6 protein-coding genes and 3 pseudogenes are annotated in these 13,151 nt (G+C 62.7%); 6 read left to right on the plus strand and 3 right to left on the minus strand.

The window, feature by feature from the left end:
- The first annotated feature begins 179 nt into the window (after nucleotides 1-179).
- The 5 genes and pseudogenes from LWC35_RS37755 to LWC35_RS37775 all read left to right on the plus strand — a co-directional run.
- Entirely contained in the window at nucleotides 180-524 is a 345-nt protein-coding gene (locus LWC35_RS37755) for an SPX domain-containing protein (protein WP_232875333.1), read from the plus strand.
- Nucleotides 525-2,104: 1,580 nt separating this feature from the next.
- Nucleotides 2,105-3,691, plus strand: coding sequence for a CocE/NonD family hydrolase (locus tag LWC35_RS37760; RefSeq protein WP_232875335.1), 1,587 nt, complete (start codon nucleotides 2,105-2,107; stop codon nucleotides 3,689-3,691).
- Nucleotides 3,692-4,166: 475 nt separating this feature from the next.
- Nucleotides 4,167-5,654 (plus strand): APC family permease, encoded by a 1,488-nt coding sequence (locus LWC35_RS37765; protein WP_232875336.1) that lies wholly within the window; start codon nucleotides 4,167-4,169, stop codon nucleotides 5,652-5,654.
- Nucleotides 5,655-5,905: 251 nt separating this feature from the next.
- Nucleotides 5,906-6,235, plus strand: a pseudogene (locus LWC35_RS37770) (IS110 family transposase); the annotation flags it as partial.
- Between the two features lie 8 nt (nucleotides 6,236-6,243).
- Nucleotides 6,244-6,880: pseudogene (locus LWC35_RS37775) on the plus strand (IS3 family transposase); the annotation flags it as partial.
- Nucleotides 6,881-7,103: 223 nt separating this feature from the next.
- On the opposite strand, the gene LWC35_RS37780 reads toward LWC35_RS37775, so the two are convergent.
- From LWC35_RS37780 to LWC35_RS37790, 3 genes are all read right to left on the minus strand, one after another.
- The gene (locus LWC35_RS37780) at nucleotides 7,104-10,106 is read right to left on the minus strand and encodes an AfsR/SARP family transcriptional regulator (RefSeq protein ID WP_232875338.1); all 3,003 of its coding nucleotides are present in this window, start codon (nucleotides 10,104-10,106) and stop codon (nucleotides 7,104-7,106) included.
- 99 nt (nucleotides 10,107-10,205) lie between these two features.
- Nucleotides 10,206-11,174 carry a carbon-nitrogen hydrolase family protein gene (locus LWC35_RS37785; protein ID WP_232875340.1) on the minus strand — a complete coding sequence of 323 codons (969 nt, stop codon included), beginning with the start codon at nucleotides 11,172-11,174 and terminating at the stop codon, nucleotides 10,206-10,208.
- Nucleotides 11,171-12,556, minus strand: a complete 1,386-nt coding sequence (locus LWC35_RS37790) for a uracil-xanthine permease family protein (protein WP_232875341.1) — start codon at nucleotides 12,554-12,556, stop codon at nucleotides 11,171-11,173. The genes LWC35_RS37785 and LWC35_RS37790 overlap by 4 nt, the downstream gene beginning before the upstream one ends.
- A 181-nt stretch (nucleotides 12,557-12,737) precedes the next feature.
- Here LWC35_RS37790 and LWC35_RS37795 point away from each other — a divergent pair.
- Nucleotides 12,738-13,024: pseudogene (locus LWC35_RS37795) on the plus strand (transposase); the annotation flags it as partial.
- Nucleotides 13,025-13,151 lie beyond the last annotated feature (127 nt).

Here is a 13,151-nt window from a genome sequence, read left to right on the forward strand (position 1 = left end):
GCCGGTCGCCCCGCACGGCTGGGCTGCGGTGGGCACGCTCGAGCAGGTCATGCGCCGCCGACTCACCGAACACGTCGGCACCGCCGACCCCGAGGCGATGGAGGCCGTCGACATCGCGCTACGCGCCCTGCTTGAGCTGTGAATGCTGATCAACTGTGCCGGCCCGCTAGGGTGGACTGATGGCCGGCCCTGAGGAACTCGAGCGGCGCGTCAGCGCATTGGAGACCCAGGTACGGGAGCTTGCCGAGCGAGTCCGCAGCAGCGAGCAGGACGCCGCCGCGGCGCGCGTCCTCGCCGGCGGAGCCGACCGCGACGTCGCCGAGATCCGCGGCGAGATCCGCGACTTCCGCGACCACAACACCCGCGTCCTCAACGCCCTGCGCGGCGACCTCGGCGACCTCCGTGAGCAGATGCAGACCGGGTTCACCGAGATCCGCGGGACACTCGACGCGGCCGCGGCCGGCCAGCAACAGATCGCCGCGCTGCTCACCCGCCTCATCGATCGGGAGAAGGGACCCGAGTAGGAGCTCCACGCGGCGGCCCCTATAAGCTCGCCAGGAAGCGGATCGCCATGGCCAGCCGTGGTTCGGTCTGGCAGAGCCCGATGCCGTCATCGACCACGACACACCTCTACGCGTCGTCGCGCAGCGCCGAGGCGAGGATGGCAGGTCGTCGCCTCCTCCCTGGTGTTCTCGCGTTGGGCTCTCGGCGTCGAAGTACTGGCAGCGGCGGCAGATGCGCCTGTACGTCCTGTAAACATTGGTTTGTGGCAGGTCACGACGTCACGGCCATTGATCGGCGCGCTTGCCTCGTGCCGTCAAGTGGCTTGCCCGGCCGGCGCGCGAGCGCTTGGCTGACGGAGGTGACAGCCGCCCGTCGAAGTCGACCAAGCGAGCAAAGCGGCTGACTGCACGGGCTCCACCACGCCGAGCGTGACAACGCTCCTCTCCGAGCTGACCCACGCCTCGACGATCGGCCACGACTGCCGCGGCCGGCTACCGGCGTCGAGACGGCGTGACTACGTACACGGCCTGCTCGTCGAACACGACGCTCTCCGCCGCGACGAGCTGGCCGCCGCTACCGAGACTGGCCTCGACTGCCTTACAAGCGTGACGCGAATGTCGGCGATATCAACCGTGAGGTCCAAGAGCGCTACATGCGTGGCGCCGTCGGGTAACTCGTGCAGATTCACCTCGCGAACTGGCAGGCCGAACGCCCGACCACCCGCGAGATTGCCCTGCCAAGTCCGACACTCAGCCATCAAGGACTCCCCCGTCGCCACGACGCTGACGATGATGCCGCGCGACGCCAGACCAAGAACGGGCCCGGCAGCGGCTTAATCTGAGCACACCTAATCTGGAGGTCCGAGACCATCATCCTCCTGGGCGACGAAGCGATCTGACGAGTGTCTAGGCCAGACGATTGTCTACAGAACAAGCGTGTCTCGTCAAGCGTTCGTAGCATGTCTGCGTTCGGACATGCTCGCGGCGGCGAGAGGCGTTGCCTCTGGCCAGCCGTCATAGGGGCGCGCTAGACGCCGCAACGACGACCTCACCCTGCCTCCGGCACAGCCTTCTCGCGACCGTCTCCGCCCGCGGCCCTGGTCACGGAGCGAACGGACGTGGGCGACATGTGTAGCCGACAACCTGAGGGCGGGGGCCTAGACAGCGACAGGCCACGCCGCTAGCCTCCGACGCCATACGCGACCCCAGTCGCGTCCATAGACGGGATTGCAGTTTGGTTTCCACGGTCAGACGGGTTCGCCAGGTCTGCCGGTTGTGAGCACGTCTCTGAAACGAAGCGCAAGGAGGGCTCCTCCCCTGTCAGCGTGAAAGCGCCGCAAGCTGCTCTTGGCGCCGACCAAAACTCCGCTGTTTTCTGTTGCAACCGGCGGCTTCAAATAGTTCTCAACTAGTGGGAGAGTCAGCGTTACTCTTCGTGCTTTGAAATCGTGCCATACCCTGCAATCTGTGGGGGGAATCAGAAAGGCCGGAGAATGTCTGAACAAGCAAACTCTGAGGCGGCGCTCCACCCCGCCCCTATATCATTCACCCACATCTCGCCGGGCGTTCCGAGTAACCGGTCGAAGCAGTTCATGGTGCGCATGCGTGACGGCGTCCGTCTGGCGACCGACGTCTATCTGCCGGACACGGACGGACCCGTACCTGTGGTGTTGACGCGCTTACCTTACGACAAGAACGGCCAGATCATTCGAGTCGACGTGTTCGCCGAGGCGCTCCTCGAGCGCGGATACGCTTTGGTGGCGCAAGATTGCCGGGGGAAGTTCCGATCCGAGGGCGAGACGGTTCCGTGGGTCAACGAAGCCCTGGACGGTTACGACACCATTGAATGGATCGTCAATCAGTCCTGGTCCAACGGGCGAGTAGGCATGACCGGCCTATCTTATGTTGGCTACACTCAATGGGCTGCACTGTCAACGAACCACCCTGCGTTGCGTGCCATTGCGCCGCGCGCCACCAACACAAACCTCGGCGCGGCGCAGCTGACACCGGGGGAGCCCGAGTGGACGTTCTACTTCCAGTACGTCATGGACTTCTACGCGGTCAACGACCTACTCGACCACGAGCAGGGCTACGACTGGTCGCACCGGCCTTTGATCAAGGCGTTCGAGGAGGCGGCAGAGCAGATGGGTGTCAAACCGCCAGCGATGGACATGCACCTGTCGCCGCAACCACCGCTTCGCCGCTATCCCGAGGGCCATCCTCTCGATGCGAAGCCCGTTCCGGTGCTTCTCTCACTGGGCTGGTTTGACCCATACTGCCGAGCTGAGGCCATGCAGGACTATCGGGCAATGGTGGGTAATCCCGCGTGGAAGCCAATCGTGCATCTACGACTCGGACCCCATGATCACGACGATACCCGCCTCGACGACCGGCCCGCCAACTTGTCCCACGGTGGGAGTATCGACGTCCCGCAGCTCACGCCTGAGCAGATTCGGACGTGGTTCGAGGGGGAATTGCAGTTCTTCGATCGGTACCTGAAGGGGAATGACGACGTTGAGCCCCTTCCGGCTGTCGAGTACCAATTAGCGCATAGCTCTGAGGTTCGCCAGACCAGCAGTTGGCCTCCTCCGGAGGCCACGCGACGAGTACTGCATCTGGCAGGCGGCCAGGATGCCACAACTGGGCGCCTCCTACCGCAGCAGGTCGGCGATGTCAGCCCGGTATCATGGACTCACGATCCCGACAAGCTCGTGCCGACTGCTACCCAGTTCTGGTCTCTCTTGGTTGCCGAATGGCCGGACTTCCGTGAGACGGTGGACCGCGAGGACGTCCTCACGTTCCGGTGTGATCCACTGATTGAACCGCTCGAATTGGCTGGCCCGGTGACGTTCCACGGCCGGGTCACGACTACCGGTCCGGCTATGGATCTGTTCGCCTACCTTCTGGATCTGGAGCCGGACGGCAGCGTGCGGTTCATCTGCCGTGGGCAGCAGCGACTGACCGCATCTGAGCCGACGGATCTGACCATGTCGGTAGGCGAAGCCGGCTACGTTTTGCAGCCAGACCACTCTCTCCTGCTCATGCTGGCCAGCAGCGATTACCCGGACTTCATTCCGCTGACGGGCACGCAGGAACGCTGGTGGTTCGCTACGTCAATGCGCGCCACGAACCAGACGCTGGAGATAGGCGGCCCTGCGGGCGCACGACTTGAGATCACCACTCTGTAGGGCCAAGGGCCCGTTAACGATCTGCTCGTCGGTCCGAGAAGGCCGCTCGGGCAGCCCATCCAAACCGAGCGGGCACTTCCGTAAGGGCCTCCCGCCAGCAAGCAGCCCTCACGCATCGGCGCCCCTGTACCACGCATCCTGCTTTCGAAGTGGTTGAGAAACCTATGGACGAAATCGAGAGCGCGCTGCGAGACAGGCCGCCAGTGTTCCCATTGGCGGCCTGTCATCTTCCTGCTCCACAGCTGTTGAGAACTGCGCCCCGCGAATGAGGATGCAAGCCTCGGCCCGCCCCCCTAGGACAACTCGCCTCATGGGAGAACCGGCGTCGACAGCAAGACGAGGCGCATGAGTGCGCGACGTAGGCATCAGCACCGCGCGTGGAAACTAGCCCGGCCCTCTGGCCCACATCAGTTCGAGCCCCACCCTGACTGCACACCCAAATGGCCCTTCAGGGAGAGCAAGAGAAAGGGTTCAAGTGACCAACGAGTTGAATGCGCCTGACGCCGTTCCCGTGCGCCCCGTCCCATTGCCCGACTCTGCCGCAGAGTCCGGATCCGCGCAGCAACGACTCAAGGGTCGTATCGGGGTAATCGAGCTTGTGCTCACAGTGCTGGCTTGGTCAGCACCCATCATGGTGGTGTCGGCCGTCACACCTTTCATGATCTCATTCGGTGGCATAGGTGCGCCACTGGCCTATGTCATCGCTATGGCGATCTTGCTCGTCTTCTCGGTCGGGTACACCGCAATGACCCGTCATGTAGATAATCCTGGCGCGTTCTACGCCTACATCACTGCAGGCCTAGGCAAGGCTCCAGGACTCGGCGCGAGCTTCCTAGCAATCGCCGGGTACCTCTTCATGGCGGTTGCCTCGTACATGTTCATCGGCACCGCTGTCGCGAATCTCGCCGGAGAGTTAGGTCTTCAGTCGATCCCCTGGTACGCCTTGGCGCTGCTGGTCGTCGGTATAACCGGGACACTCGGCTACTTCCGGATCGATCTATCCGCCAAGGTGCTATCGATCGTGATGGTCTGTGAGATCCTGATCGTTGTCATCTTTGATGCGGGCGTACTAGGACAGGGCGGACCGGAGGGGATTCCATTCGCCCCGTTCAGCTGGGACGCTTTGGCGTCAGGCTCGGTCGGCGTCGCCGTACTCTATGCAGCGTTGAGCTTTGGCGGGTTCGAGGCAACCGCGATCTTCCGAGAAGAGACGAAGGATCCGGGGCGCACAGTTCCTCGCGCCACATACCTCGCCGTCGGCTCATTCGGCGTGTTCTACATCGCTGCGACCTGGCTAATGATCGTGGCGTACGGCCCCGCGAATGTCGGCGACGTTGCGGCTTCACAGCCGACCAGCATGTTTGCCTCTGCGGTGGAGAAATTTGTTGGAACCTGGGCCAAGGATGTCGTGACAGTGCTCGTGGTGACGTCCGCGTTCGCCGCCCTGTTGTCCGTGCAAAACATTATATCGCGTTACTGCTACTCGCTCGGTATCGACGGCGTACTGCCGGCCCGTATGGGTAAAGTTCATCCTCGGCATGGTTCGCCCTACGTGAGCTCGCTGACTCTTAGTCTGGTGTTAATTGTCGCGCTGCTCGCCTTCGCTGGAAGCGACCCGGAGGCGTGGTATGGCCAGCTCGCCGGGACAGGTGGTTTCGCCATCATGGTACTCATGACTTTGACGAGCGCGGCCGTCATTCTCTTCTTTCAGTGCAGGCGCGATGCGAGGGACGCCAGCCGGTGGCATACCACCGTCGCTCCCCTGCTCAGCGTCGTGGGCATGGTCGTAGTGCTGTATCTCGCAATTACGAACTTCACGACGATGACAGGTGGCTCCGTCGTCGAGGCAGCGGTCGAGCAGGCGATCGTCTGGGGCGTGCTTGTTGCAGGATTTGTGATTGCCTGGATCTACCGGTCAAAACGCCCGATGGTGTACGCCCGTATTGGCCGTCAGAAGGCCTAATGGGTCCTGCCGGGCCTGGTGGCGCAAGGCTCGGCGCTGGTGGCGGCCAGCGGGTCAGCACTCTTCTGGCCTGGGCTTCGAGCCCTTGAGTCAGATCGTGCGCCCGCTGGTCGTGAGCAGGTCGGACCGCTGATGGAATGACGTGCCCCGGCCCCGAGTTCGTCGCGGGGGCCGGTGAGCACTTGACCATTAGGTCGCGGGGTCCTGCTCCACGCTGCCGTCCATGGGACTTGAGCGGGAGGCGATGGACGTTGCTGTTCGTCGGTGACGACTGGGCTGAGGACCACCACGACGTGGAGATCGTCGACGGCACCGGGAAGCGGTTGGGGCGGGCGCGGTTACCCGAGGGCATGGCGGGGATGTCGCGGCTGCACGAGATGATCGCCGAGCATCTCGACGACAGCGATCTCGATCCGCAGACCGGGTTGCTCGCCGAGGGCGTAGTGGTGGTGGGCATCGAGACCGACCGCGGTCCGTGGGTCGCGGCTCTGCTCGCGGCCGGCTATCGGGTGTTCGCGCTCAACCCGATGTCGGTGGCCCGCTACCGCGAGCGACACTCCACCTCGGGCGCGAAGTCCGACGTGGACCTGCCTCGCACAACCGCGTGAACAGGCTCTGCACACTGCAGAAGCTGTGGTCGGTCCACGCCCGCCGACGGGGCCGCTACCGCAAGCCGGCCCGCCGGTGCACGACGACCTCGTCGGCCGCGAGTTCAGTGCTGCAGCGCCGAACCTGTTGTGGTTCAACGACATCACCGAGCACCCCACCCGCGAGGGCAAGCTCTACCTCTGCGCGGTCAAGGACGCCTGCTCGAAGCGGATCGTGGGTTACTCCATCGACACCCGCGTGACCTCCCAACTCGCTGTCGACGCGCTGCGCAACGCCATCGCGCTACGCGCCCCGGACGCGACGGCGATCGTGCACTCCGACAGAGAGACAGCCAGTTCCGCTCCCACGCCTACCAGCGGGTTCTCCACGAAGCCCAGCTCCGCGGGGCCTTGGGCCGGGTCGGGACCTGCGCGGACAACGCCGCGATGGAGTCGTTCTTCAGCCTCCTGCCGAAAAACGTCCTCAACCGCCGCCGCTGGCACACCCGCGCCGAGCTCCGCCTGGCGATCGTGTCCTGGATCGAGACCACCTACCACCGCCGCAGACGCCAGGACACCCTCGGCCGGCTCACCCCAGTCGAGTTCGAGATACTCGCCTCGGCCGCTCACGCGGCCTGAACGCCTACCCGACACGGGTCAACCAGAGTCTGGGCAGTCCCAACCCTGGGCAGTCCCGGCCTCTGCATGGCAGCGGTGAGCTGTGGGATCGAGTGAGCGCAAGACCACCACCACCACCACGTCGCCTTCGTCAACGAGCACGACACGGTGACCTGCGCTAAACGCATCGACAACGACGCCGCAGGGTCTGCCCGGCCGTTGGAGATCCTCGACGAGCAACCCTTCAACGACGCAGGTTCTCTAGCATCGCCGACGTAGTGCGTGTTGGCCGCGCCTGAATGGTCGCCATCATTGCCTCGCATTCACGGTATATCCGCACTACGCCGTCTGAATCGCCAAGCGCTGCAGCAACCTGCATCCGCGTCTGCCACATGCGTTCGCGATACGGATCCACGGCAAGCACGGCTTCCGCCAAGTCATCCGCCTGAAGAAGATTCCCTGCTTCAATAGCGGCGTGCGCGGCTTCCGCACGGATGTCAATTGCCATCAACTGCAACGCTTCTCGGCGATCCACTACCCAACCTGAGTTACAGCCTGGCATGTACTCGCCGCCATCTAGAAGCGCGATCGCGCGCGTCAGTAGGCCAAGACTTGCCGGCCCTCTTTCGCTTGCGGCTTGACGCTGCAGCGAAGTCACCCGGTCGAATTCGGACGTGATGGTGAACTCGGAGCTGAGGCGAAACACTCCTTCGGCCGCGTCCAGGAGACCAGGAATTGCTTGACGTAGGCGCAGCGTGATCTGCCGCAGGTAGGCGCCTCTGGCCTTCTCGGTGCCAGCGTCGAAAAGACGCGCTAGCACCAGCTGACGATTCAGGCCACTGGGACCGGCCTCGTCCAGAAGCGCCAAGAGTTCGTGAGCTTTGCGCAAGCCAAGGTCTACGTGAGAATCGTTCAGCCGTGCACCCACCTGCCCGAACTGGATGAGATGGAGGTCCATCCCCTGATTCAGGGCATGTCCCTTGGCAAGCGCGGGCAAGCTCCGCGCTATCCGGCTCCACTCCGAGTTCGAACTCGGCTCGGCATCCAGGCGGCGCGCGACCACTTCAGGAAAGAGGGTGAGGGCCCGCCTGAGGCCGTGGTTCGTGCCCTGCTCAGCGGCGCCGGCGAGGGCAGTAGTCGCTGCGGCGTCTGCCTCATCTGGTTCTCCAATGCGCCATAGCGCCTCGGACAGGTAGACCGCCGCCGACGGCAGATGCAGCATCCGGTGCCCGCGCACCATCGATTCGACAGCTCGTCGCAGCAAAGGCACAGCCTGGTCGACCTGATTGTTCATCAGATGCATAAGACCGGTGAGCGTGTCTCGCTGTTCGCGCAGGACGGCGAAGCTCTCAGCGGCTTCGTAACTGGCGACTGCGTTCAGCAGTTGGGGCACCGTTTCGGTGCCTGTCTGGTGCTGGAGCCGGATCTCGACCTCGGCAAGCAAACTGACGATGACGCGGTAGACAGAACCGGATTCTATGGTCGCGTGCCGACGAGACCTTAGCCGCGCAAGTGCAAGTTCGACATTTCCCGTCTCCGCGATGAACTTGGGCTCAACGAACTCCGAGAGCCAGGACCCACCGTCACTCTTACGGTCAGGGTTCTTGATCAGATCACTGCACTCCGCAATCCGACCGGCGGCGAGTAGGGCGCTCGCCTTCCAAGGCGCTGATGCGCCGGCGACCCACGGATTCGACTCCTCCGCCTCAAGCAGCTTGCCGATATCGCCCAGATCGTAACGCGCTCGCATCAAGAGGGCATCGAACACGGACCCGGTCAGTTCAGGTAAAATGCCTGGTGCCCGTACCTCATTTCGGATGCCGCTGATCACGTACTTGACAATATCGCATTCCGAGCCGGGGCGACACATCGAAAACACATCCCAGATCGCCTCGGCGCGGCCCTGGTGGGTGTAAAGCCACGTGCTCAAGGCCACCAGCTCAGGACTATCGGCGAAGGCCCGTCGGCCGCCGCGGCTGTTCAGCATCCTGTCGCATACAGCGGCGCCTCTTGCATAGTTGTCAGTCGCGAGGGACAGCAACATCTCTGCCTTGGCGAACTCGGGGGAGAGCCGCTGGACATCACCCAGGCGGTCTAGCCAGCGCTCCGCAACCTCCAGTTCTGAGCGGAGCACAACTTCCACGATGCATCGTTCAGCAGCCTGCCGCGCTTCCTCAACCTCACCTAGTGATATGAACAAGTCGACGGCTTCCTCGAATTGCCGGGAACGAACCAACGAGCGCGCAAGGTTCATCCGTGCTCTTTCGCGCTCCCTGTCCGGATGCCGTTCGAATTGGTCTCGAAGGAACCCGTGGAAAGCGGGGTAGCAACGGAACGTCGACTTGCCCTGGCGCCACTGCACAGGGAGCCTAATGCTCTTTAGCAGTGCAATGGTGCTTGTAGCCTCTGCCAAGCCAAGTGCACGTGCGCCCTTGACGGTGACCTCGTCGAGCAGTGAGGTGAGGACTAAGAACTCGCGTACCCGCTCATCGACTTGCCCCAGCACCTCCGCCGCGAGGTACCCGTAGAGCGGATCTTCCTCGTTAGCCAAACCGGCGACGTGCGCCTCGCCTCGCTGTGCCTCTAAAAGGACGCCCGCGACCCATCCACCCGTCGAGCGTACGATCGCCTCAACGTCGAGTTCCGCGAATTCGGCTTGCTTCAACAGAGCCTCGGCCTCAGTGACGGTTAAGGCAAGATCACGATCGTCGAGCCGGCCAACGCGGTTCGGTGCCTTGGGCGATCTGAAGCGAAGGGGCAGACTTGTCCGACCGGCCAAAAGCAAGCGTCCGCCTGGCGGAAGCATCGAACCGATGGCACCAAGAAGGTCGATGGCGTCGTCATAGCCGAAGAGAACCTCGGTGTTGTCCACGACGAGTATGAATGATTCGTTCGACAGGGACTCCACAAGGAGCTCTACCGCCTCTCGGTGCGAGACCCCGGACCCCAGGGCCGCTTGCACTAGAGCCCAAGACCCCGGTAAACGGCGTTCCAGAGAGGCCGCCAGATGTGTTACAAGGCGTTCCGGATCGTTCTCCGACTGGCCCAAGCTGAGCCAGGAGTACGGAACGCCTCCGCTGTTCAGCGCATGGTGGATCGCGGTCGTCTTTCCCGCGCCCGCTGTCGCGGCGACCGTCACCACTTGGTGTCTTGCGAGCAATTCGTTGAGCAGCATGTTGAGCCTGGGCCGCACCACCGAGTCGCTTGCCAGAGCGGGTGCCTTGACCTTGGATTGAACGAGCCTCATTGGCGCCACTCCCAGACGTTGACAGCATGGCACTTTGGCCGCCGATAGGTACGCCGGTTCCCGGCGGCCGCACGGGACACGCGAGCTCTGGTAACAACCTCAGCCCATACTCCGAGTAACCCTCCCATCTTCCGCTCCCGCTCGGCCCGCTCTGGGGACCGGCCATAAGGGAGAATCAGTTAAATCACCATAGAGATTAGGGCGCCGCCACTTCAAGTGTCCTGGAATCGTTTCGAACGGCGGCGGCATAACGTATTTCTCATCGGTTCGTCGCAGCTCGCGGATGTGCTCCAAATCCAGATCCGCGATCAGGATGCCGGTTTCGGTGGACCTTGCGAGAACACCCTCCGGCGACGCGATCAGGCCGATTCCCTTCGTTTGTGCACTCAATAGGCTTTCAGGATCGTCTGAGAGCGGCGCCGCGACGGAGGAATCTACGACATTGACAAGTGTTGCGGTGTACATCTGGTTCTCGATCGCACGCGCATAGGCAAGCGTCTGCCAGCTCTCGGTGTACCCGCATTCATGCAACAGCAGGCCACTCGGGTACACAACGACCTCTGCTCCCTTCAGAGCAAGGATGCGCGAGATTTCCGGCAAATGGATCTCCGAACAAATGCACACACCCATGATGCCCCATGGCATCTCGAAGACGGGGAACTGGTCCGCAGGCTCGTAGTCGTAGTTCCACTCTTTGGTCGCGCGGTACATATATGGACCATCCGGGTGAGTACGTCTATACTCTCCACGACGCTCTCCGTCTGCGTCGAGGACCACAGTCGCGACGTTGTAGACACCCGGTCGGCCAGGGGCGGGCAGGGAGGTGCCGAAGGCGAGTGCGACACCGTGTTCGCGAGCTGCCGCTGACAATCTCGGTTCGACCTCGTATCGATTGTCAGCCGTGAACGGTCCGGGATAGTTCTCTGCGAACACCAGAAGGTCCACACCCGCCTCTGCTGCTTCGCGCGTCAAGCGGGCTGCATTCTCTAGGTTCTCGCGCTCCCGTGTACCAAAGTAGGTCATGGTCTGCGCAAGCCCAAGTCGAATAGCCGTCTGCGTTTTACTCATACGTCGTCCTCTGCGCTAGCAAGGTTTGTGACTCCAACTGTACGGCGATTGCGCTGAAGAAGTGGACGTATTCCGTGATTCACGACCACATTCAGTACGATTAGTAGAATCAATCCCACCATCATGGGGGAAGTCACCAGGTTCGCGACGACCTCAGGCATCTGATTGACGATGTCTGCTGGGATGAGGTGTGCGCCTAAAGCCAAGATCACTGCTGGCCCAGCGACCACGACGTTGAGTTGATCCTCCCAGTCGACCTCGCGAAGGATCTGCACACCGGATATCATGATGCTGCCGTAGAGGACTGTGGCCGCAGCGCCGATCACGAAGGTTGGTACGCTTGCGATCAACAGACTTACCTTGGGTATAAAGGCGAGCACCACAGCGGCGACGCCGGCGGCCATGGTTACGTATCGGCTCCCTACCCTCGAGATGCGCACGAGTCCCGCGTTCTCGGGATACGAGGTCGAACCGACGCCGGCAAAGAGCGCGCCGACAGCTGTGCCCATCATTTCGGCGAAGAGTCCGCGGTTCGTCCGGACCACGCCGACCTTCTGTCCGCCCCACCTGCCGACCATCTCGTACATCCCCACTGCCTCCGAGGCCGACCCGAGAAATGCGCCGAGCATGAGAAGCACCGCGTCGAACCTGACGTCAAAGCCGAACGGCAGCCATTCGGGTGGCCGAACGATGGAGGCACTCGCCGTGTCGGCGACATTCCACAACCCGACCGAGCCGGCTAGGACGACACCGATGATGCTCCCCCACAACACGGCACATCGACTTACGGTTCCGGTTCCTCCTAGGATGTAGAGGGCGACAACCGCGAGGAACGTGAGAAGACTGATAACGAATGTCTCACTTCCGTAGCCCTTCTGACCCTGATTGCCGAACCAGCCGCTGATTCCGTAGGAGGCGAGCTGAGCACCAATGATGAGAAAAAAGCTTCCGAAGACAATCGGTTTCGAGATCAGCGGCACGAAATACCCGAATAGTCCGATCCGGCGAAGAGGCAGGCACAGCAACGCGAAGATGGCGCCAGCAACCGCCATCGATCCGAATGCTGTCCCGAGACCATGGATGGAGCCGATCGCAATGATCGCAACCATGAACGCCACGCTCGGTCCTTGCACAATCGGCAAACGTAGAACTCTGCTCGATTGCAGGATTGTCACCAGTCCGCTGAGCAGTAGAGAGCCTTGCACGAGCCAGGCGATCGCGCGGGTCTCCAAATCTAGCGCGGCGCCGATCATTCCCGGAATGAGCCAGATGCCCGAGAGCGCCAAGAGATGCTGCATCCCGAAGAGGCTTGTCCGGGCGAGGGGAAGCTTGGTGTCGAACCCAACCGAGAGGAACGAGGTAGTGGGTTGTTCGGGTTTCACGATCATCCTCCGTGCTCGCACGAGCCATGGTGGCGACTAAGACGTGAGTCACAGGCGACTGGGAGGAGGTTCGATGCGAGGTCGTGAACGCGGTGTGAATCGCCGGTCTATCCGGGCGCTGAAGCCGCAGTAGCTGGGTCTCGTGAGAGGCTGATGGTCGTCGGACGGTGATGAGCGCTGTGTGGTCGAGCTTGCTGGGTGGTTGTGGACATTCAACGCAGTCACGGAGTTGATCCGCTGCAGTTCACACGGTCGGAGTCGCGGGCACGGGCCGGGGCCTATGTACGAGGACCGCAGCGGCTGTTGCGAACCACCGACTGGGACGTCGAAGGCGTGCGGGACGACGTCCGCTCCTACGTGCTCGCCGGACTTGGCGACCAGGCACCCGGGGTGTTCGTGGTTGACGAGGCTGGGTTCCTCAAGAAGGGCGTGCGCTTGGGGGCGGTGCAACGCCAGCACACTGGCACCTGAGCTTCCCCCGGTTTCCCGGAGTGCGAGTTACCTGTCTGCGTCGGGCTGAGCGCGACGATAGTTGTCTTCGTACTCGTCGGGCGAGAGCCCGCCGAGACGGGCCTGGATCCGGCGCGGGTTGTAC

This window comes from Pseudonocardia kujensis, assembly GCF_021283305.1.
Classification (GTDB): domain Bacteria; phylum Actinomycetota; class Actinomycetes; order Mycobacteriales; family Pseudonocardiaceae; genus Pseudonocardia; species Pseudonocardia kujensis.